This is a genomic window from Novosphingobium pentaromativorans US6-1, assembly GCF_000767465.1.
GTDB classification, from domain to species: Bacteria; Pseudomonadota; Alphaproteobacteria; order Sphingomonadales; family Sphingomonadaceae; genus Novosphingobium; species Novosphingobium pentaromativorans.
Window position 1 is genome coordinate 3,085,987 of sequence record NZ_CP009291.1, and the last position, 20,537, is coordinate 3,106,523.

Below are 20,537 nucleotides of genomic sequence, written 5' to 3' on the forward strand. Positions count from 1 at the left end.
CGAATTTGCTGGCAAGGAGAAAATTCTTGCTGCAATGCGCAATCCTATGCCTACCCCCCGGACAAAGAAGGCCGCAAGTACAAGTTCCGGCGTGGAGTTTGTAGTCCTGCTCGCCTCGTTCCAGGCCCTGCAGGCGCTGGCGATTGACGTCATGCTGCCGGCGCTCGGCGCGATTTCTTCCGAACTCAAGCTGACCGACCCCAACGATCGTCAGCTTGTCGTCGGCGTGTTCCTGATCTGCAGCGGGCTGGGGTCGCTGATTCCCGGCTCGATGGCCGACCGTTTCGGTCGCAAGCCGGTGCTCGCTTTCGCGCTGTGTTCCTATGTGCTGGCGTCACTGGCATGCGCGGTGGCCTCGGATTTCACCTTGCTGCTGGCAGCGCGCGGCATGCTGGGTCTCTTGAGCGCGGCACTGATGGTCATGCCGATGACGATCATCCGCGATCGCTTTGAAGGCGACCAGATGGCGCGCATGCAGTCGCTGGTGGCAATGACATTCATGGTCATTCCGATGATCGCGCCGATGCTGGGCCAGACGGTCATGCTGTTCGCCGGATGGCGCTGGATCTTCGGTATCATGGCAGTGCTGGGCGCCGCTGTGCTGGTCTGGATGGTCTTGCGCCTGCCCGAGACGCTTGACCCGGATCACCGCCAGGAAATCCGCCCCATCGTCATCGTGCGCAACATGGGCTCGGCGCTGATCGTGCGCGAATCGATCGGTTATGTCGTGGGCATGGCGCTCGTGCAGTCGGCGCTCTACGGATACATCAACAGTGCACAGCAGCTGGTGGGAGAGCACTTCGGGGCAGGGCTGATGTTCCCGATGATCTTCGGCGGTATGGCGTTGGTCATGGCAGTGGCCAACTTCGCCAATTCGCGGATCGTCGAACGCTACGGTGCGCGGCGTGTCTCACAGTCAGCGCTGATCGCCTACATCGTCGCTGCAGCCGTCCATCTGGGCATAGCGATGAGCGGTGCGGACACGCTGTGGGTCTTCGTGCCGCTGATGACCTTCAGCATCTGCATGATGTCCTTCATCGGCGCCAATTTTCAGTCAATCAGCCTGCAGCCTTTCGCGCGAACGGCCGGGGCCGCCTCCTCGATCATGTCCTTCATCCGCCTGCTGGTCGGCGCGACGCTGGGCGCCATGATCGGGCAGGCCTACGATGGGACCGCGAGGCCGATCTTTGCCTCGATGCTGGTGGCCGGCATCGTGTCCTTAGGCGCCGTGCTCTATTCCGAGCGCGGGCAGCTGTTCCGCAGGCTGAATTATCCGCCCGGTTACTATCCGCCTGGCAAACGGCCTGAGAACGCGCCCTGAACTGAGCCTTTGCAGGTCACCGCATGAGAGGAGCACTCGATAGCAACACGGTTGCTGGAGTGGTTTCGAGCAGGCAGGTTGATCCGGCAATTGCGAATTGCCCCTTTGCAAATCGCGCTGCGGCCCTTCGGGTTCGTCCCCGGACAATCCCCTCCGCACCATGTGGCGAGACGGGGCGCCGGGACGTCAGGGTTGACGCCAATACTATCCGATACCTGCCGGTTCGACGCTTCTAGCTTCGTGCCAGTGCGGCCAGTTCCCTGCGCGAAAGTGCAGGGTTCGCGGCCGGGGCGGGCGCAGAGCGCGCCTCGCCGAAAGCCTTGAGCAGCATCCCCAGCTTTTCCGGTCGCGTGGTGGTGACCCGGTGGTCCCATGCATGTGCGCCCAGTGCCTCCACCTTGCGCGCGATACCGCCGTAGATGTTCGCTGCGGACAGCACCGCCCAGCGCTGGCGAAAGGCGAGGCGGGCCGCGCCGACGCGCGCCGATGCCTCGTAGCCGCGGGCCAGCTCGCAGGCGCGAGCCACCATCGGCACGAGGGCATGGCGGTAATGCGGCTTGGTGACTTCGCCGGGCGGAATGTCCGCTTCGGCGAGCCATTCGACCGGCAGGTAGCAGCGCCCGGCGGCATCGTCTTCCCAGACATCTCGCACGATATTGGCCAGCTGAAAGGCTATCCCCAGGTCGCAGGCCCGGTCCAACGTGTCGTCGTCATCGGGAGAAACGCCCATGACGGCGGCCATCAGCACGCCGACGGCGCCCGCGACGTGATAGCAGTAGCGCAGCATGTCCGCCTCGCTGCGGGGCCGCCATTCGGCCGCGTCGAGCGCGAACCCGGCAATGACGTCCTCGATCATCGCGCGGGTGAGGGGCACCTCGCGCAGGAGCTGGGCCAGCGCGTCGAACGCCATGTTGCCGGTCTCTTCGCCGGCGATGGCCAGTTCCGTCAGGGTCCGGATCGTCGCCAGCCGCGCCTCGGGATCGAGCCGGGAGGCACCGGGGACGCTTGCGTAACCGTGGTCCTGGTTGTCGGCGATGTCGTCGCAGGCGCGGCACCAGGCGTAGAGCAGCCAAACGCGTTCGCGCGTGGAGCGATCGAACAGGCGACTGGCCGCCGCAAAGCTCTTCGAGCCCTTGCGGATCGACTGGCGCGCCGCCGCGACGAGTTCGCTGCGTGTCGCGGTCATGCCGGGATTGCGGGGCCGTTTTCAGTCGGATCGAGGGTCACAGCGTGTCCGGGTTCATCTTGGTGATCGGCGTGATCGGTTCGTGCGCGTGCATGCGTTCGAGCAGCAGGTCCAGTTCGCTTTCGGCCATGATGATGCCCTGGTGGGCGGGCCGCACGAAGCCGACTTCGGCCATGTGGCGATTGAAGGCGAGCAACCCGTCATAGAAGTCGAAGGCGTTGAGCACGCCCACCGGCTTGCTGTGATAGCCAAGCTGTGCCCAGCTTACCGCTTCCCACAATTCGTCCATCGTGCCCACGCCGCCGGGCAGGATCAGGAAGCCGTCGGAAAGACGGGTGAAGGCGGCCTTGCGTTCATGCATCGTGGCGACCACCTGCAGCTCGGTGCAGTCGTAGTTCGCGACTTCGCCGCTGACGAGCGCCTCGGGGATGACGCCGATGACTTCGCCGCCTGCAGCCAGCGCCGAGGAGGCGATTGCGCCCATCAGGCCAAGCCGGCCGCCGCCATAGACGACGCCGATGCCGCGGCGGGCGAGTTCCGCGCCGACGCTGTGGGCTAGCGCAAGATAGCGCGGATCGGACGGGGAAGCGGAGCCGCAGTAAACGGCAAGGCGTTTCATGTCAGTCGTTGCTCTTCAGCTTGATCGGGGTGTTGTCCGCCATGTTGCGGGTCTGCCACGCCACCTGTCCGGCGAACGAGATCAGCTCGGCCAGCGGCATCACCGTCAGGTTCTCGACGTCGTAGTCTCCGGCGAGCAGCGCATCGGGCGTGAGGGTATAGACTTCCTCGGCTTCCGGCGGGCCCAGGCGTTCCTGCGCCGCCTGCACCAGTTTCTCAGCCTGCCAGACGAGCGAGACTTCGGGGTCGGCCAAGTACTGGCGCGCCTGTTCCTCGCCGCCCAGGCAGATCAGCTCGCGGGTTTCCGGGTCGAGGTAGTGGATCGTGCCCGCAGTGTCCGAAAGCAGCAGGTGACCCATGCGGCTGACCGCGATGATCTCGGCGAAGTCGACGCCGGTCCATCCCCAGTCTCCGCGCAGGGCATTCATGACGCGGTTCATCGCAGGTCCTCGATCATCAGTTTTGCCGTTGCCTTGGCAGACCCGACGACGCCGGGAATGCCCGCGCCGGGATGGGTGCCGGCGCCGACGAGGTAGAAGTTCTTGAGCTGGTCGTCGCGGTTGTGGCCGCGGAACCAGGCGCTCTGGGTCAGGATCGGCTCGAGGCTGAAGGCGCTGCCGTGGAAAGCGGACAGGTCGGTCTCGAAGTTCTTGGGCGCATAATGGAATTTGGTGACGATGCGGTCGTCGATGTCCGGGATCAGGCGGCGGCCGACCTCGTCGAGGATGCGGCGCTCCAGGATCGGGCCCACTTCGTCCCAGTCGATCGGCAGCTTGCCCATGTGGGCCACCGGGACCAGCGCGTAGAACGTGCTCTTGCCCGCCGGAGCCATCGACGGGTCGGTCACGGTCGGGTGGTGCAGGTAGATCGAGAAATCCCGAGGCAGCACGCCGTGTTCGTAGATGTCGGAGAGGAGTTCGCGGTAACGCGGCCCGAACAGGATGGTGTGGTGCGGAATGCCCGGCCACGTTCCCTCGAGCCCGAAGTGGACGACGAACAGGCTGGGCGAGTAGCGCTTGGTGGCCAGCTTCTTGGCCATGGCCGTGCCGCGCGGCGAATCGGAAAGGAGCTCGCGGTAGGTGTGCATGATGTCGCCATTTGAGGCGACCGCGTCGAAGTGCTCCTTCCAGCCGCTTTCGGTGACGACTTCGGTCGCCTGGTCGCCCACGGTAAGGACCTGCACGACCTTGTCGCCCAGCCGCACCTTGCCGCCCAGCCGCTCGAACAGCCGGGTCATGCCCTGTGCCAGCTTGTTGGTGCCGCCCCGCGTCCACCACACGCCGCCGTCCTTCTCCAGCTTGTGGATCAGGGCATAGATGGCCGAAGTGGTCATCGGGTTGCCGCCGACGAGCAGCGTGTGGAACGAAAGCGCCTGACGCAGGCGTTCGTCTTTCACATAGGCCGAAACCATCGAATAGACCGAGCGCCATGCCTGGTAGCGGGCCAGCGCCGGGGCGGCCTTGATCATGCTGGAAAAGTCGAGGAACGCCTCGTGGCCGAGCCTGACGTAGCCTTCCTGATAGACGCCCGCGGCGTAGCGCAGGAATTCCTCGTAGCCGCTCAGGTCATGGGGCGAGATACGCGCGATCTCGCGGCGCAGGGCCACTTCGTCGTTCGAGTAGTCGAATACCGTCCCGTCGGTCCAGTTGAGCCGGTAGAACGGCATGACCGGCATCAATTCGACGTCGTCGGCCATGTCGCTGCCCGAAAGGGCCCACAGTTCGCGCAGGCAGTCGGGATCGGTCACGACCGTGGGGCCGGCATCGAAGGTGAAGCCTTCGCGTTCCCAGACGTAGGCGCGCCCGCCTACCTTGTCGCGGCCTTCGACCAGCGTCGTCTCGATCCCCGCGCTCTGGAGGCGGACGGCAAGGGCAAGGCCGCCGAACCCGGCGCCGATGACGCAGGCCTTCTTCATGCTTGCGCTCCGATGCGAGGGGAAAGGTCGGCCAGTTCGCGACCGGCGCCGGCAAGGCTGGCGATCGCGGCGCCGATGGGCACCGGCGGCTTGCCGGCCAGCACGCGGACCATGTCGGCGGGCGTCGAGCGCCCGGCATAGAATCGCTCGATCAGGCTTTCGGGCAGGCCGTAGAAGCGTTCCAGCATTCGCCAGCGCTCATGCGGCCGGGCCGCGCCGAAAAGCATGCGTGTCAACATCCGGTAGAAGCGTCCTTTGCGCCAGTGCTGTGCTGCCCATGCATGACTGACCCTTCCTAGGCGCAGGCCGGAGAGATTGTCGAGTGTCGTAAGATACATGGCGAAGTCTACAGCATGGGGAATGGAATACGAAGTGAGCGGGTGGACAAGGGCGGCGCGGGCGCCGGCGCGGGCCAGGCCGGGAGCCGCCCCGCGTTCGTTTTCGCGCCAGAACGCCTCGAAACTTCCCTTTGCGATGACCGGCAGGACGCCGGTTTCCTCGTAGATGACGGTAGCCGTATCCCAGTCATTGGCAGTCGCATAGTCGGCAATGCGCGTGCGGAGCAAGGGCAGGTCGAGGTCCGGGCTGTCCGAATAATATGTGTCCTCGATGAAGACCTCGGTATCGGAAAAGGGCAGGCAGTAGACGAAGCGATAGCCGTCGAGCTGCTCTACGCGCGCGTCCATCACGATCGGCCGGTGCAGTCCGTGCGGACGGTGGAGGCGCAGGCGACGGCCCATGAACTTCTGCCAGCCGCCGGCCAGGTGCGCCATGCCCGAGGCGCCGCGTGCGTCGATGACGGCGCCTGCGGCGATGGTGCGGCCGTCTTCCAGTTCGACCGATTCGGGCGTCGCCGTGCGCACGCGCGCGCCGGTGACGATGGCCCCGGCGGGAAGTCTTGCGCGGACCGCGGCATCGAGCTTCTCGCTGGTGATGCTGTTGTACGGCGTGCCCAGATCGCGCGACCGGTTCGGAAAATGGACCGCGTAGCCTGGCCAGGCCGCAGCGATCAGAGGTTCAACGAGGAAGCCGTGATCGGCGGCTATGTCACTGGAAAAGAACGACCATACGTGATCGCCCCCCAGCCGTTCACCCTGCTCGACCAGGGCCACGCGCAAGTCCGGGCGCTTTGCGGCCATGGCCATGGCGATCAGGCTCCCGGCGAGGCCACCGCCCAGAATCGCCAGATCGCAGTCGGTCGGTGGGCTGGAAGTCTGCTTCATCGATGTCACGTTTAGGGACAGCGTGACTTTCCCGCAACTTGGCATGATTACTGCTTTGCGGCATGTTCAGGATGATGGACGATGAACTGAACGTCTGCGAAGCGACGCCGGCCGATGCCGCGGGCATAGCAGAGATCTATGCGCATTATGTGCTGGAAAGCACCGCGACCTTCGAAACCGAGCCTCCCGATGAGGCCGAGATCGCGCGTCGTCTCTCCGACATCGTCGATGCCGGCTATCCCGTTCTGGTCACCCGCGATGCGGGCGGGCGGGTGCTGGGTGTCGGCTATGCCCATCGCTACGGGCCGCGCGTGGGTTATCGCTACAGCGTGGAGACCACCATCTTCGTGCGCCCTGACAGTCTGGGCCGCGGCATCGGCGGGCGGATGCTGACCGCGCTTGTCGAGGATTGTGAAAGACGCGGGTTCCGGCAGGCGTTCGCGGTTATCGCCGCCAGCGAACCGGCTTCGGTTGTCCTTCATGCCCGGGCGGGCTATCGGCCGGTTGGAACGCTGACAGGTGCGGGCTGGAAGCATGGGCAGTGGCTCGACGTCTTCGTGATGCAGCGACAGCTTGGCGAGGGGGCGGACAGCCTCCCCGGTGAGGTCCCGCCAGAGTAGCATCGGTTTCGGATGTATTATTGACGCCCTCATGAAACATCGGGCGTAACTATGCGTTGCGAAAGCGAAATTGGAGGGAAACCCATGAATATTTCGCGAAGCCTCGCGCTTCTGGCCATGGCGGCCGCTCTACCTGCGACTCCTGCCCTTGCCGACGAGGCGCAGGACCGGGAAGCCATGACGCGGGACCGGATCACGATTGGCGTCGGCGCCATCTACGGGCCTAGCTACGACGGTTCTGACGATTATGTCGTCTCGCCCATCCCGATCGTGCAGGGCCAGGTGAAGGGCATCACCATCTCGCCGCGCCCGGCCGGTCTTGCCCTCGACGTCATTCCCGATGCGGCCGATGCCAAGATCGGCTTCGCGCTCGGCCCGGTGGCGTCGATTTCCCGCAATCGCGCCAACCAGATCAAGGATCCGGTCGTTCGCGCCGCCGGCAAGCTCGATACTGCGGTCGAACTGGGCGTCAGCGGGGGCGTTTCCGCCTATCGCCTGCTCAACCCTTACGATTCGCTCACCTTGGGCGCCGATGTGAAGTGGGACGTGGCCGGAGCCTATGGCGGCATGACCTGGGCGCCATCGATCACCTACTTGACGCCGGTGAGCAAAGCCGCGCTGGTGACCCTGGCGCTTAGCGCCAAGCACATCGACGACGACTATGCCGACTATTACTATTCGGTCAGCCCGGCCCAGTCCAATGCGAGCGGCCTGCCGCAGTTCCAGGCGAAGGGCGGCTGGGAAAGCGTGAGCGCGACGATGCTCGTCGGCTACGATCTGTCCGGTGACTTGCGCGATGGCGGCTTCGCGCTGTTCTCGATCGCCAGCTACTCGCGCATGCTGGGCGATTCCAAGGATACGCCCTACACCTCGCTGCGCGGCGATGCCGATCAGTGGCTGGCCGGGCTGGGCGTCGCCTACAGCTTCTGACGATCAATCGGGTTCTGACGATCTATCGGCCAGGGCATCGCTGACCCGGCGGCGCAGGTCCGGCAGGACCAGCTCCTCGAACCAGGGGTTCTTCGCCATCCACAGCCTGCTGCGCCAGGCCGGGTGGGGGAGGGGAAACCGGCCCTGGGGCGCATCCCGCCAGCGCTGCACCGCCTCGGTCAGGTTGGGCGCGAAACCGCGCGGCAGATAAAGCTTCTGGGCATATTGTCCGACCAAGAGCATGAGGCGAGCCTGCGGCAATCGGGCAAGCAGGCGGTCATGCCAGAGAGGCGCGCATTCCGGGCGCGGGGGCTTGTCGCCGCCGCTGGCCTTGCCCGGATAACAGAAGCCGGAAGGCATGTGCGCGACCCATGCGGGATCGTAGAAGACATCGCGCGTCATCCCCGTCCAGTCGCGCAGGCGATCGCCGCTCTCGTCGTCCCAGGGGCGGCCGCTGGCGTGGACCTTGCTGCCCGGTGCCTGCCCGATCACCACGATGCGCGCACTTTCCCCGGCCTGCACGACAGGACGCGGCTCGTGGCCCAGCGCCTTCTCACAGACGCGGCAGGCCGCGATTTCGGACAGAAGATCTTCGAGCGCTTGCGACATTCCTTGCATGGATGGGGTTCACACTGCAGCTGCGCAATATTTTTCCCCGTCAATTTGCGGTACCCGGTCTTAACCAATGCGGCGTAGGACTCGCCGTCTGGACAGGTCAGGAAGAAAGGGAGAGGCATGATGGTCACGGTCATCCTAGGCGCCCGGCCCAGCCTTCCCGCGGGCGAGTTGCGCACGCAGCTCATGCGGGCCGCGCCCAGGTTCGGCTGGACCTGCGGCGATCATGACGATGGCAGCGCCCACTGCTCCACGTCCTTTGGGCGCGAGGTCCTGCTGATCGGCCGCAGCGCCGGTGAAGTCGTAATCGTGCCGCTGCGCCAGCTGGACGACGAGTCGATTCCCGGCGCCCCGCGACGGGGTTGTGCCATCGTGATCGGGACACCGACGAGCGAGGATCAGGCGCTGTGCGAGCAAATCGCCTGTGCCGTGGCTCTTGCCCTTGCAGGGACCGAGCCCGAGACCGCCGTCGCCCGCTTTGGCGAGGGTATGCCCTGGCTCGACGCCGAAGAAATCGCCTGCCTCGACCGGAAGGTGCATGACGGGCAAACCATCGCCGCCGCGCTCGCGGCACCGGCCACGCCGTGTCAGACGGCTTGCACGGGCGATGCGCACGCCGCAGCCGGGAGCGTCGATCTGGCCGAATTGCCATACGATGACCTTCTGCCCCACCAGCGCTCGGAGCGACTGGGTTTCGACATCGTCGGGCTGGCCGAGATCGAGGCCGGAATTGCCGAGGCCATGTCAGATGATCCGTCCGAGCACCTCGCGCGCCTGCTGGACCAGTCTCTGCCGCCTCCCTTCTTCCGCGAACTGCCCCGGCGCGATCGCCTGCCGACGATCGTCCCGCTCTTCGCTGCGCATCGTCTCGACATAGACTGGGACATGCTGGCCGAGGGCCTCGCCTCGATCGATGACGAAGGCGAGTGGCAGGTTGCTGCCCAAGGACCCGACCGTGGCCGGATCACCGGCCGCGGCTGCGCGATTTCGATATCGCATGCGCCCGCGCCTCTGCCCGCGTGGATGGTGGAGCGCGCGCTCTATCGCAGCTTCTGGTGCGAACCGGGCGAAGGACTGCGGAACTTGCGCCGTCATGCCGGACATGCCGTCATCGCCTGCGACCTCGACACCGAGGTCGGCGAGTTCGTGGACATCCGGCAAAGCGCCAAGGTCATGGCGATGGTGCTGGCCGTCGTGGCGCAAGGGGCATTGGCGCAGGAGGCCTTCTGCGGTGTCTATCTTCCGGCCCATTCGTGCGCCTACACTGCCGGGGACCTGCCTGCCCTTGTCAGTCCGCTGGCCAATGACGAAGTGCCGATGCGCCTGTTCCTCTGGACGGCGTTCCATTCGACCGAGGCGGACGCGGTATCCCTGTCCACGGCGGGAATGCTGCCTTTCGTCGGCCGCGAGGTGGAGGCCTGGAACGCGCCGGGAACTCTCGATTTCGTCGCCGAAAAGCTGAATGAGGTCATGCGCTACCTGCTGATCGAGGGCCCGGTGATCCGCCACGGCGATACCTTCGGCGACGATGTGGGCGACCTGTCGGTGCGGATCTGGCACGATGAAAGCGCGGAGCCTTCGCGCCAGAATCCGGTGCCGGTGCTGCTGATGGAACTGGCAGGCCCGCCGGTTTCGAGCGTGCCGCATCCCGACCCGGTGCCCGGCACATGGCCCGCCACGATCCTGCACAGCCGCCAGCCACCGATCGGCTTCGCCGCGCAGCGCCGGGTGCCCGGCGGTTTCGGCCGCAAGGGGCTGTAACGCCCTCTTGTCCGGCTTCCGTTGCGGCCCAGCGGACACCCGACTCAAGGGCCTTCGGATCATGCCAAGTCATTGATGCCTTTACTGTGCCCCGGCCGAGGTTCATCGTACTGGCGGGATCGGCTTTTGGGATGGAGGATTTGAATGCCCGATCTATCGCTTGCGCCGGCCTGGACCGCGCTGTTCCTGGGCCTGTTTGCGCTCTTTGCCGGGATCGGTGAGCTGCGGCAGGCCGGCCACTGGCAAAAAATGCTCGAGGAAATGGGAGCCTCGCCCGCACTCCAACTGATTGCGGCACTGCTGGAGCTGTTCCTTGGCGCGGCCATCTACATCGTCAATCCCTGGGCTTCGGCTGACTGGCTGTCGGGTGCGATGAGCGTGCTGGGCGGGCTGATGATCATCGAGGCGCTGGTCGTACTGGCCTTCTCGGACGTCTACATGGCCTTCTGGCTGCGCCGGTTCGGGCCCATGTCGAAACTCTGGGCCTGGCTTTCGATCCTGATCGGCATAGCAGGGATCGCGGTTGCCATTCCGCACTTCTGAGCGCGGCTAGCCGCGCTCGCGCATGAGCGATGACGAATAGGGGGCGACCAGCGCCTTCGCCCGGTCCCATCCGCCGTTGAGCCACAGGTCGAGGGCCTCCGGGCCCGGTGGCAGGATCACCGGCATCGAATCGCGTCCGGCGAAGCGCAGGGCGGCGTTGGGCTCGCATGTCAGCAGCGCGAAGCCCGGGATTTCGCTGTCCTTCCAAACCGCGGCCATCGCGAAGATCGGCTGATCTTCCAGTGCGAACCAGCACTGGCGACGCTTGCCTTCCCGGTCGCGGGTGGCGCCCCATTCCATGAAGGCAGTGCAGGGGACGACGCAACGAAACTCGCTGTTCCTGAGATTGCCGATCCAGAACGGGCTTTCGAGATTGCGCACCGAGAGGATGCCGTGGCGCGGGGCGTCGTGGACCGAGGGCGGCGGCGGCACGCCCCACAGGCGCGGTACCATGCGGCGCGGCTGCCTGCCTGAAGGGCGCGGCCCCGCGATCATTTCCCGCCCGGCGGTGATGACCGGTGCAAACTGGCCCGGCGCGACATGGCCACCGGCCCAGGGGTCGTCGTTCGCGCGCGCGCCGAACTGGCGTGCAACCGCCTTTGCAGGCGCGTCGAGGCGATAAAGCATGGGCATGTCTTGCAGGGTCCCTAGACGGACGCACGGCACCCGTCTATTGTCCGCCCACCCCCGGGGAGCCAGCAAGGCTGAGAGTTGTGGGTATGCTCCACAAGACCCGTTGAACCTGAACCCGTTAGCACGGGCGGAGGGAGTGGACAGCCGCATCGGCACATCCGCGCCCTATCCGCTCACTGGAGAGAAGCGCTTATGGCCGACATCAATTCCAAGCTGGAAATCGGCGTAACCACCGGGCCCATCCGCGGCTCGAAGAAGATCTACGTCCCGGCCCAGTCGAACCCCTCGGTCAAGGTCGCCATGCGCGAGATCCATCTCGAACCCTCGAGCGGCGAGCCGCCGGTGCGCGTCTATGACACCTCGGGCCCCTACACCGATCCCGACGCGGCGATCGACATTGCCGCCGGTCTGCCCGCGCTGCGCCGCGAATGGCAGCTCGCCCGCGGCGACGTGGAGGAATACGCGCCGCGCGAAGTGAAGCCGGAAGACAACGGCCAGCTCGGCCCGGATCGTTCGGGCGGCGTGCCCCCGTTCCCGACCGCGCTGCGCAAGCCCCTACGCGCCAAGGCCGGCAAGAACCTCTCGCAGATGCATTACGCCCGCCAGGGCATCATCACGCCCGAGATGGAATATGTTGCCGAGCGCGAGAATCTGGGCCGGGCGCGCCTTGCCGAGTACAACCGCTCGGGCGAGAGCTTCGGCGCCGCTATCCCCGACTACGTGACGCCCGAGTTCGTGCGGGACGAAGTGGCGCGCGGCCGTGCGATCATCCCTTCGAACGTCAATCACCCGGAAAGCGAGCCGATGGCCATCGGTCGCAACTTCCTGGTCAAGATCAACGCCAACATCGGCAATTCGGCGGTCGCGTCGGACGTTGCCAGCGAAGTCGACAAGATGGTCTGGTCGATCCGCTGGGGCGCGGATACCGTCATGGATCTGTCGACCGGGCGCAACATCCACGACACGCGCGAATGGATCATCCGCAACAGCCCGGTTCCGATCGGCACCGTGCCGATCTACCAGGCGCTGGAAAAGGTCGGGGGCATTGCCGAGGAACTGACCTGGGAGATCTTCCGCGACACCCTGATCGAACAGGCAGAGCAGGGCGTCGACTACTTCACGATCCACGCCGGCGTGCGCCTGCCCTACATCCCGCTGGCAGCCAAGCGCATGACCGGCATCGTCAGCCGTGGCGGTTCGATCATGGCCAAGTGGTGCCTTGCCCACCACAAGGAGTCGTTCCTCTACGAGAACTTCGACGAGATCACCGAGATCATGAAGGCCTACGACATCGCCTACTCGCTCGGTGATGGCCTGCGTCCCGGCTCGATCTACGACGCCAACGACGAGGCGCAGTTCGCCGAGCTCTATACGTTGGGCGAACTGACCAAGAAGGCCTGGGAGCAGGACGTCCAGGTCATGATCGAGGGCCCCGGCCACGTGCCGATGCACAAGATCAAGGAGAACATGGAAAAGCAGCTGGAAAGCTGCGGCGAAGCCCCGTTCTACACGCTTGGGCCGCTCACGACCGACATCGCGCCGGGCTACGACCACATCACCAGCGGCATCGGCGCGGCCCAGATCGGTTGGTACGGCACGGCGATGCTCTGTTACGTCACGCCCAAGGAGCACCTCGGCCTGCCCGACCGCGACGACGTGAAGGTCGGCGTTGTCACCTACAAGCTGGCGGCCCACGCGGCTGACCTCGCCAAGGGCCACCCGGCTGCGCAGGTGCGCGACGATGCCCTGTCGAAGGCCCGCTTCGAGTTCCGCTGGCGCGACCAGTTCAACCTCAGCCTCGATCCGGACACGGCAGAGCAGTACCACGACCAGACGCTTCCGGCCGAAGGCGCCAAGACCGCGCACTTCTGCTCGATGTGCGGTCCCAAGTTCTGCTCGATGAAGATCAGCCAGGAAGTGCGCGACTTCGCCGCCAAGCAGAACCAGCCGAGCACCGGTTTCCTTGCCGCCGACGAAGCGGAGAAGGGCATGGAAGAGATGTCCAAGGTCTACAAGGAAAAGGGCAACGAACTGTACCTGCCCGCCGACGAGGCCGCCGACGCGGCCGAGTAATCGCTTCGGACGCCGTTCCGCCCTCGCTGTGTGCAGTTTTTTGGGGGGGCAGGCATCAAAAAAAGGGGGCATGGACGCGCAGTCCGTGCCCCCTTTTTCCATGCGCGCTCGGTGGCCGACGCGTACTTGCGCCGAGCCTACGGTTCGGGAAAGACTCCGGAAAGCAGCTGCTCGACCGCCCACTGCAGGTCGCGACTGAGATAGACGAAGCCCTTGAGGTTCTTGAACGCACCGGCAACCCGTTGCACCGGGACTTCCACCCGGCGGGCAAAGCCGAGGCGCGCTTCGGTAATGGGCTTGGCGCCGATCGGGCTGGGATCGTAACCGCGCTGCGCCATTGTCTCGGCGCAGATCGTCTCGACCAGCCGCACCTCGTATTGCGACAGGCCCGACTTCCAGCGGTCGATGCTGTCGGCCGATACCGGGGTCCTGAGACGCGCAAGGTTGCGCTGGTCGGTGTCGTAGCTGCTGTCCTTGCGGTGGAACTCCAGCTGCTGCGCTTCGAAGTCCTCGCCCAGGAAGGCCATGAGCCGACGCAGTTCGGTTTCGGGATCGCGAACGAGCGCCTCGTAGCTCACCCTTATGCGCTGGTGGGGCGGTAACTTGCGCTCGACCGCGTCCAGCGCCTGCGAATGGCGTACCCAGGCCTTGGCGAAGGGCAGCACGTGATTGCCGTGAAACCGTGCCTGCTTCCACGACATGGCGACCGCCCGCGGATCGCGCTGGATCATGATGACCTGGGCTCTGGGCCAGGTCGCCAGGACTTCGTCGTGCATCATCGTGTGCTGCGGCGTCTTCTCACCCCAGCGCGGTTTGCCCGCCGTCCTGGCAGCCCATTCCATGACGGCATTCGCGACCGCGCCGAAACCGGGCCCCTTGACGTGTCTGGCAACATCTTCCGGCGTCGGGCGGGGGCTCCAGTCCCGCACGACGCCGAGGCGCACGATGTCCGAAACAAGGCGCTTCTGGCGCGCGGGATCGGACAGGTCGCCATAACTGTCCAGCCTCGGCAGCCACTGGTTGAACAGGTGGGATTCGAAGGGGATGGAAATGCGCGAATGAGCGTCGATCAATCGGCTGAGTAGGGATGTACCCGAGCGTGGCGCGCCGAAGATCAGGATCGGTGCTTCGGAACTGATGCCACTTCTCCCCTACGACGCGCACGGTAAACGACGACACAGAGTTTGCCGTAAAGTTTCGCGATTTCAACGACGTTCCCGGATTAGTCCTTTGGGAGCGTCCCGATGGAGGCGAGGCTGCCGGGCAGGAGCGGGGCCGAAGGGGCATGCGCAGCGCGTGGTCTGCTCTTGACCGGTGGGCGGACAGTGCCCAGCTACGCGCGATGAACCGGCCCGATGTCTTTCACGCCCATATCTATTTCGACCCTGCCGAACTGGAGCAAGCCCAGGCGCTTGCCGAACAGGCCCATGCGCTTTTCGGCGTGAAGGTCGGCCGCTTTCACTTGGGTCCGGTCGGCCCGCATCCGCGCGGTAGCTGCCAGTTGACCGTTCCGGGTGAGGTCTTCGGCGACTTCACCACCTGGGCCGCCGTCAACCGCGGTGCGCTGACGATTTTCGGCCACGCAGAAACCGGCAACGACCTGATCGACCACACCAGCCACGTCGTCTGGTTCGGCCCCTCCGAGGAACTCAACCTTTCGCAGTTTAAGTAGGGCAGGCAACTCTTGCGAGCCCGTCTGCGTTGCCTCGATGAGTGTGCCGCGCAGCAGCAGAAGAGAGGAGCCCGCGATGTTCGTCGCCGCCTACTGGTGGAAGGTCCATCCCGGCAAGGAGGAGCAGTTCCGCGCGGCCTGGCGCCGCGGGACGGCGCTCATTCGCGAAAAGTACGGCTCGCTCGGTTCGCGCCTCCACTACGAGGCCGAAACGGGCCGCTTCATCGGCATTGCCGAGTGGCCCGACCGCGGGACCTGGCAGCGGGCCTTCGATGCGCGGATGGTCTATGACGAGCCGGATACCCGCGCTGCGTTCGTCGATGCCATCAGTGACTGGGCGGAGGAGCCGCTGTTGCTGATGGAAGTCACCGACGATCTGCTTGGGCGTCAGGACTAGCGCGTGGCGGGATAACCGGCTGCGGGCTGGTGACCGTTGCGCGCGGCCCGCAATCCCATTGCAAAAAGGCGCGGATAGGATGCGCGCGGCAAATTGCGCGCGGCGCGTAAACCGCTATGCATCGCAGCGGGCCGCAAAGGGATGTCATGAACCAGTCTGCCAGTTCCGCCGCCGAACTTGCCGTGCGCACGCGCCGCGCTGCCTTCAATCGCGCGATAGCGGATGCGGATCTCGCGGCCATTTCGCCCATCCTGGCGCGCGACTGCGTGATGGTGACGGGCTCTGACAGCGCCGTGATCTCCGGTCGCAACGCTCAGCTGAAGGCGTGGAAGCGGGAGTTCGCCGGTCCCGGACGGGTAATCTATAACCGGACGTCAGACCGCGTGGTCGTTTCCCCGGTTGAGCCCATCGCCATGGAATATGGCCGCTGGCAGGGGCTGGAGGACCGGTCCGGCAAGTCGCTGGGAAGCGGCAACTACGCGGCCAAATGGCGCGAAGTGCTGGGCGAGTGGGTCATCGTTGCGGAGATCTACGTCACGCTTGGCTGAGAGAGGCTGCGGGGCTCTTCGGGCTCTGCAGCGCTTAATTTCGGCAGCTAACCCGTCCTATTCACCGGATCTCTATTTCCGTGAGCGCTGGTGCTGAGTTTGGGCTTGCAGAGTGAAGGGGGCGAGCCGGTTCGCTGCGTCTTTTTCACCGCGGGTGTTCGATAGGTTTGCGGGGTTGAAGGGCAGGATCGGCATCTCGGCGGCGCGGCCGCGTTGGCTATGTCGGTGCGAGCCTGACCCCGGCGGCGACGGCGCGGAACGTGCTGGCGTCAGGGCATGCTGAGGCGAAGGCGACGCGTATGCGCGTGGCGGTTTCGATGACGCGGGCGGCGACCTTTATGAGCCGCAGGCGCAAGGTCGCGAACTCTGCAGTGGCCAGCGACGCGGCTTTCGGGATGGTTTGTCGGATGCGCCACATCAGCCAGTAGGCGGCGGTGTGGAGGATGAGGCGCATCTGGTTGGCATTGGCCGAGCGGCACGAGGTGCGGTCGCTGGCAAGCTGGGTCTTGTGCATCTTGATGAGGTTCTCGGCCTGGCCGCGAGCACAGTAGAGCGTGTCGTAGATGTGCTCGGCGGAGCCGCCTGCCAGGGAGGTGACGACATACCGGATGTCCATGCCGAGCATGCTCGCCTCGATCCGGGCGGCGACGCGGCGCTGGCACTTCCAGCTTTTCGCGCCATAGTGGGTCTCTGCATAGTGGCGCAGGGATTACCCGGCCTTCTTCGGCGCGCTTGACCGCACAGGCATCGGCGGCCGCGACGATTACCGGATCGGCGCGCAACGCAGCGTTGGTCGGCAGACCAAACACATAGTCGACGCCGGCCGCCTCGCAGAAGGCCATGACCTCGGGGCGGCCATAGTGCCCATCGCCGCGGATGGTGATGTGCGTTTCCGGCCAGTGTCGACGGATATGCCGGACGAGGCGGCGAATATGCCCTGCGGCCTCCGCGCCCGAAGGTGTCTTGCCGGTGCGCAGCAGCATCGCGACCGGCCGGCCGGTCGCAGTGTCGTAGACATGGATCGGCAGGAAGCAGCGCTCGCCGTGATGACCATTCCAGAACGACAGCTGCTGGTAGCCATGAACGACATCGCAGGTGTCATCAACATCCAACGTCACCGCCTTGGGCGGCTTGGGATAGCTGGCGCAGTAGATGCCAATCATGACCCTGCATCATGTGCGCCAGTTCGCGCGTGGACGGCGCGTTTTCCCAGCGGCTCATGGTCGGTTGGCTGGCAAGGCCCGCGCCCGCCCCCGGCAGCTTGCCCAGCGCCAGGCGGAAGCCGGGATCATCGCGCAGAGCATCAAGGTCGTCGGCATCTTCGTAGCCGCAGCAGATCGCCAGGACCCGTGCCCGCAGGATGTCGTCCAGTGCATGGATCACCCGAGAGGGGGCGCGCGGATCGGCAATGCAGCCGGCGAGCTGTGCGCAAATCCGCATCTCGCGCTCCGCCTGCGCCAGTAGCAGAACTCCGCCGTCCGAGGTCAATCGGCCTCCGTCGAACGCCGCGCTCACTTTCTTGCGCCCGATGGCTGGAAACGAAAATCGGCGCGCGCTAACCTCGCTGCTGGCGGGTGTGGCTTGTGGCATTTTCTGTCCTGATTAGGAATGGTGTCGACAACCAATTTCCTACTTCAGAACAGTGCTTTACGCCACTTCCGCCAACCTCATATCGCGCTCCGGTGAATAACAACGGCTAACGACCGTTTTCACAAGCAGGACGGCAGCTCTGCAGGGCCGCGCCGTCAGGTTGCAGATTGTGAAAACAGGTACGGTAATGCTCAGCAAGATGAATTCATCGGTCCCTCTCGCCCAGTGCTGGTACTTGCGCAAGCATGTGCCCGCAGGCCGCAAGCACCGCGAGGACGATGGGGTGCTTCATTGCACTTGCCGTTATTGCCAGCGCCCGATCAAGTCGCGCGGGGGCAAGATCTGGGACCTCGCCGATGGTTTCGATCTCGATGCTCTCGCCGAGGCGGGCCGGACACGCCACTTCAGTGTCGTCGACGCCGTCGATGACATGGTGATTGCCCGCTATCCGATCGATCGCGATGCGAGTGACGAGGAAGTGGCAGCGTTGCTGGCGGATATCTGCGAAAAGCACGAGGTGGAGGAAGCCGCAGGAACGATCGAAGTGCGGCTGGTCCAGGGGCAGGGCGGCACTCGCCGGCTGCATTGAAGTCAGTATCGGCCCGGACGGATGGGCCAGGCCCCGCACGCGCAATCCGGGGCCACCGCACATGACCCACGGAAAAAGGGCGTCACCCTCGCGGGATGACGCCCTTTTCCTGTTCGCGGTGCAGGCCTCGCGGCCTGCCCGTGAAGAATTACTTGACCTGCGCCAGAGTCTTCTCGGCGTCAGCGACCTTGAAGGCAACGCTGCGGTCATTGTAGGTGCCGGTGACGCGGTTGCCCGAAACGTAGAGACGGAACGGCACGCCGCCCGAAGCGGTGCCCTTGATCACGGTGACGTCGCCCTTCTGCTCGGTGGTGTAGGCGTAGTCGACGCCTTCGTGCGAGAAGTTGCGGGCATCTTCGGCGTGAGCGGCAGCCGGAACGGCAACGAGAACGGCAGCGGCAGTGAAAACGGTCTTGAACATGGCAAATTCCTTTTCATCGGATGCAGGAGTTTGCCTCGGGCACCCTTATCTTTTTGTTGCGTTGCAGCATGTCGATGTGCCTCCGGCTTGGCAAATTCGATTGCTGCAGCAGTAGTTGCAGTATTTGCAAGTATTACTGCAAGGCTATGAAAATCGTGTTTTTTCCCAGATTTCCGGCAGTGTCGTCCTTTTGCAGGATGCGCAAAAGTGTGGTGCGCGAAGCGATTCGCACTGCATGTGCGAGCATCGATGGCCCGAATCTGTTCGTGCTGCATGTGCTTGCTAGAGTGCGATGGGCGGCGTAGTCGCAGGGGATGGTCGGTTCCCTTGTCCCATTCGTCACCCGCCGGGTGCTGCTCCTCTCTCCGCTGATTCTCGCCGCGTGTCAGCCGGGCGCATCCAATGTCCCGGGTGACAGCAACGATCACCAACCGTGGAGCGGAATCGGCGAGAACGAGGTCGTCCATTTCCTCGGAACCGAGCCGTTCTGGGGAGGGCAAGCTGACGGTACCCGCCTGACCTACACGACGCCGGAGAATCAGGCCGGGGAAACGATCTCCGTCTCCCGCTTCGCTGGGCGCGGCGGTCTTTCGTTCAGCGGCACGCTCTCCGGGGGGGAAATGACGCTCGCGATAACACCCGGCGAATGCAGCGACGGCATGTCCGACACGGCCTATCCTTTCGGCGTGACCCTGCGCATCGGCGACGAAGTGCGCCAGGGTTGCGCCTGGACCGCGCGGAATCCCCGAATGGGTGGTGAGCGCAGTTAGAGCTCTCCGCTCAGACGCGGCAACGAGATCACCGCAGCGCCTGCCGCGCGTGCGGCTGCGGCGACGGCGGCTTCGGCTTTTGTATCAACCTTGAGTTCGCGCACGGCGGTGTGCGCCGGCATGTTTGCGCCTGACGCAGCGGTGCTGGCGAAGGTATCGCTGTCCCGCGCGACCGGTTCGTCTTCATTGGAAACGGTATCGCGGTATCCAGACGCCAGGTCGCTGGTGTAGGACGCATATTGCATCGCGTCGGCGCGGGCGTCTTCGAGCCAGTCGCGGTCGTCTTTCATGCTTGGGGGAAGCGCGGGGTAATAAGAAACGGCCCAGCGCGGCGTCGTGTCGGACGGGGGGCTGAGGTCTTCGGGGCCTGCCTCGACGTAGTATGTCGCTGCGGAAGGGTTGAAGCGCACGCCGTAGCGATCGCGCCAGTTGGGCCCGAAGGCCGGCTTCATCGCCGTGGGGATCGCAGCGCCTGCCAGCGTTCCCAAGGTGACGGCGCCGAGCAGGGCGCCAAGGATCTGTGTCGTGCCAGGCAACTCGCGGTCTCCGGTTGCCCCCCTCGAAATTCAAGAACGCGCCAGTGGCCGGAGCGTTCCGGCCACTGGGCTGCAGGCTCAGCCAGCCAGCGACTTCTCCAGCGTCACTTCGCAATTGAGCAGCTTGGATATCGGGCAGTTGGCTTTGGCATCGTCGGCGATGCTCGCGAAGTCCTCCTGGCTGATGCCGGGGATCGTGGCGCTCAGCGAGAGTTCGGACCTGGTCACCTTGAAGCCTGCGCCGTCCTTGTCGAGCGTCACCACGCAATTCGTCTCCAGCGTGCCGACATCGTGGCCTGCCGATGCCAGCGCAAAGCTGGTCGCCATTGTGAAGCAGGCGGCATGGGCGGCGGCGATGAGTTCCTCGGGATTGGTGCCCGGCTGGCCTTCGAATCGCGTTCCGAAACCGTAAGGCTGGTCGCTCAGAACGCCGGAGCGGGTGCTGATCGCGCCCTTGCCGTTCTTGCCGAAGCCTTCGTAGCGCGCGGAAGCGGAATTGGTGGTCATGACCGGGCCTTTCTTGCCGAATGGACAGTACGGGCAGATAACGTAGACAAACCTGTGGATGTTCCCGTG

The 20,537-nt window shown here is 65.0% G+C and carries 23 protein-coding genes, 1 pseudogene and 1 riboswitch; of the genes and pseudogenes, 11 read left to right on the forward strand and 13 right to left on the reverse strand.

Going from position 1 to position 20,537, the window contains the following annotated elements:
* The first annotated feature begins 34 nt into the window (after positions 1-34).
* Positions 35-1,321: a multidrug effflux MFS transporter gene (locus JI59_RS14320; RefSeq protein ID WP_238532475.1), complete on the forward strand. Its 1,287-nt coding sequence runs from the start codon at positions 35-37 to the stop codon at positions 1,319-1,321.
* A gap of 232 nt (positions 1,322-1,553) precedes the next feature.
* Here the strand turns inward: JI59_RS14320 and JI59_RS14325 are convergent, their stop codons facing one another.
* The 5 genes from JI59_RS14325 to crtY are packed head-to-tail and all read right to left on the reverse strand — an operon-like array spanning position 1,554 to position 6,263.
* Positions 1,554-2,507 (reverse strand): phytoene/squalene synthase family protein, encoded by a 954-nt coding sequence (locus JI59_RS14325; RefSeq protein WP_007011982.1) that lies wholly within the window; start codon positions 2,505-2,507, stop codon positions 1,554-1,556.
* A 37-nt stretch (positions 2,508-2,544) separates the two neighbouring features.
* On the reverse strand, positions 2,545-3,126 hold the full coding sequence (locus tag JI59_RS14330; RefSeq protein WP_007011981.1) for an LOG family protein: 582 nt from the start codon (positions 3,124-3,126) through the stop codon (positions 2,545-2,547).
* A 1-nt stretch (position 3,127) separates the two neighbouring features.
* A complete protein-coding gene (locus JI59_RS14335; protein WP_007011980.1) occupies positions 3,128-3,565 on the reverse strand; it encodes a T6SS immunity protein Tdi1 domain-containing protein in 438 nt (145 codons plus the stop codon).
* Positions 3,562-5,040: a phytoene desaturase gene (locus tag JI59_RS14340; RefSeq protein ID WP_007011979.1), complete on the reverse strand. Its 1,479-nt coding sequence runs from the start codon at positions 5,038-5,040 to the stop codon at positions 3,562-3,564. Before JI59_RS14340 ends, JI59_RS14335 begins: the two co-directional genes overlap by 4 nt.
* Positions 5,037-6,263, reverse strand: a complete 1,227-nt coding sequence (gene crtY / locus JI59_RS14345) for a lycopene beta-cyclase CrtY (protein WP_038576240.1) — start codon at positions 6,261-6,263, stop codon at positions 5,037-5,039. Before crtY ends, JI59_RS14340 begins: the two co-directional genes overlap by 4 nt.
* Positions 6,264-6,337: 74 nt before the next feature.
* Between crtY and JI59_RS14350 the strand changes: the two genes are divergently transcribed.
* Both JI59_RS14350 and JI59_RS14355 read left to right on the forward strand, forming a co-directional pair.
* Complete coding sequence (locus tag JI59_RS14350; RefSeq protein WP_038577687.1) at positions 6,338-6,883, forward strand: GNAT family N-acetyltransferase; 546 nt, start codon at positions 6,338-6,340, stop codon at positions 6,881-6,883.
* Between the two features lie 84 nt (positions 6,884-6,967).
* Positions 6,968-7,813, forward strand: a complete 846-nt coding sequence (locus JI59_RS14355) for a MipA/OmpV family protein (protein ID WP_007011976.1) — start codon at positions 6,968-6,970, stop codon at positions 7,811-7,813.
* A gap of 3 nt (positions 7,814-7,816) precedes the next feature.
* Here the strand turns inward: JI59_RS14355 and JI59_RS14360 are convergent, their stop codons facing one another.
* Positions 7,817-8,422: a uracil-DNA glycosylase family protein gene (locus JI59_RS14360; protein ID WP_007011975.1), complete on the reverse strand. Its 606-nt coding sequence runs from the start codon at positions 8,420-8,422 to the stop codon at positions 7,817-7,819.
* Between the two features lie 129 nt (positions 8,423-8,551).
* Between JI59_RS14360 and JI59_RS14365 the strand changes: the two genes are divergently transcribed.
* Both JI59_RS14365 and JI59_RS14370 read left to right on the forward strand, forming a co-directional pair.
* Positions 8,552-10,189, forward strand: a complete 1,638-nt coding sequence (locus JI59_RS14365) for a DUF4261 domain-containing protein (RefSeq protein WP_238532474.1) — start codon at positions 8,552-8,554, stop codon at positions 10,187-10,189.
* Positions 10,190-10,333: 144 nt separating this feature from the next.
* Positions 10,334-10,732, forward strand: coding sequence for a hypothetical protein (locus tag JI59_RS14370; protein ID WP_007011973.1), 399 nt, complete (start codon positions 10,334-10,336; stop codon positions 10,730-10,732).
* A gap of 6 nt (positions 10,733-10,738) precedes the next feature.
* Here the strand turns inward: JI59_RS14370 and JI59_RS14375 are convergent, their stop codons facing one another.
* Positions 10,739-11,365, reverse strand: a complete 627-nt coding sequence (locus JI59_RS14375; RefSeq protein ID WP_138921299.1) for an SOS response-associated peptidase family protein — start codon at positions 11,363-11,365, stop codon at positions 10,739-10,741.
* Between the two features lie 45 nt (positions 11,366-11,410).
* Positions 11,411-11,518: riboswitch (TPP riboswitch) on the forward strand.
* A 39-nt stretch (positions 11,519-11,557) separates the two neighbouring features.
* On the opposite strand from JI59_RS14375, the gene thiC reads away from it, so the two are divergent.
* Complete coding sequence (thiC, locus tag JI59_RS14380; protein WP_007011971.1) at positions 11,558-13,438, forward strand: phosphomethylpyrimidine synthase ThiC; 1,881 nt, start codon at positions 11,558-11,560, stop codon at positions 13,436-13,438.
* Positions 13,439-13,575: 137 nt separating this feature from the next.
* On the opposite strand, the gene JI59_RS14385 is transcribed toward thiC, so the two are convergent.
* On the reverse strand, positions 13,576-14,577 hold the full coding sequence (locus JI59_RS14385) for a sulfotransferase (protein WP_081473932.1): 1,002 nt from the start codon (positions 14,575-14,577) through the stop codon (positions 13,576-13,578).
* A gap of 203 nt (positions 14,578-14,780) precedes the next feature.
* Here JI59_RS14385 and JI59_RS14390 point away from each other — a divergent pair, with 203 nt between their 5' ends.
* The 3 genes from JI59_RS14390 to JI59_RS14400 all read left to right on the forward strand — a co-directional run bounded on the left by JI59_RS14390 (position 14,781) and on the right by JI59_RS14400 (position 16,055).
* Complete coding sequence (locus JI59_RS14390) at positions 14,781-15,110, forward strand: DOPA 4,5-dioxygenase family protein (RefSeq protein ID WP_007011969.1); 330 nt, start codon at positions 14,781-14,783, stop codon at positions 15,108-15,110.
* Positions 15,111-15,186: 76 nt separating this feature from the next.
* Entirely contained in the window at positions 15,187-15,507 is a 321-nt protein-coding gene (locus tag JI59_RS14395) for an antibiotic biosynthesis monooxygenase family protein (protein WP_007011968.1), read from the forward strand.
* Positions 15,508-15,653: 146 nt separating this feature from the next.
* Positions 15,654-16,055 carry a DUF4440 domain-containing protein gene (locus tag JI59_RS14400; protein WP_007011966.1) on the forward strand — a complete coding sequence of 134 codons (402 nt, stop codon included), beginning with the start codon at positions 15,654-15,656 and terminating at the stop codon, positions 16,053-16,055.
* A 217-nt stretch (positions 16,056-16,272) separates the two neighbouring features.
* Here JI59_RS14400 and JI59_RS28200 read toward each other — a convergent pair whose 3' ends face one another.
* Together JI59_RS28200 and JI59_RS28205 are read right to left on the reverse strand one after the other, a co-directional pair.
* On the reverse strand, positions 16,273-16,761 hold the full coding sequence (locus tag JI59_RS28200; protein ID WP_420845487.1) for a transposase: 489 nt from the start codon (positions 16,759-16,761) through the stop codon (positions 16,273-16,275).
* Positions 16,762-16,852: 91 nt separating this feature from the next.
* Positions 16,853-17,645: pseudogene (locus JI59_RS28205) on the reverse strand (IS1380 family transposase); the annotation flags it as partial.
* A gap of 187 nt (positions 17,646-17,832) precedes the next feature.
* Between JI59_RS28205 and JI59_RS14410 the strand changes: the two are divergent.
* Complete coding sequence (locus JI59_RS14410; protein ID WP_007011965.1) at positions 17,833-18,234, forward strand: hypothetical protein; 402 nt, start codon at positions 17,833-17,835, stop codon at positions 18,232-18,234.
* A gap of 148 nt (positions 18,235-18,382) precedes the next feature.
* Here the strand turns inward: JI59_RS14410 and JI59_RS14415 are convergent, their stop codons facing one another.
* Positions 18,383-18,655, reverse strand: a complete 273-nt coding sequence (locus tag JI59_RS14415; protein ID WP_007011964.1) for a hypothetical protein — start codon at positions 18,653-18,655, stop codon at positions 18,383-18,385.
* A 314-nt stretch (positions 18,656-18,969) separates the two neighbouring features.
* On the opposite strand from JI59_RS14415, the gene JI59_RS14420 reads away from it, so the two are divergent.
* Positions 18,970-19,425 carry a COG3650 family protein gene (locus JI59_RS14420; RefSeq protein WP_007011962.1) on the forward strand — a complete coding sequence of 152 codons (456 nt, stop codon included), beginning with the start codon at positions 18,970-18,972 and terminating at the stop codon, positions 19,423-19,425.
* Here JI59_RS14420 and JI59_RS14425 read toward each other — a convergent pair.
* Both JI59_RS14425 and JI59_RS14430 read right to left on the reverse strand, forming a co-directional pair.
* A complete protein-coding gene (locus tag JI59_RS14425) occupies positions 19,422-19,961 on the reverse strand; it encodes a hypothetical protein (protein ID WP_007011961.1) in 540 nt (179 codons plus the stop codon). The genes JI59_RS14420 and JI59_RS14425 overlap by 4 nt on opposite strands.
* Positions 19,962-20,039: 78 nt before the next feature.
* On the reverse strand, positions 20,040-20,468 hold the full coding sequence (locus tag JI59_RS14430) for an OsmC family protein (RefSeq protein ID WP_007011959.1): 429 nt from the start codon (positions 20,466-20,468) through the stop codon (positions 20,040-20,042).
* Positions 20,469-20,537: the final 69 nt, after the last annotated feature.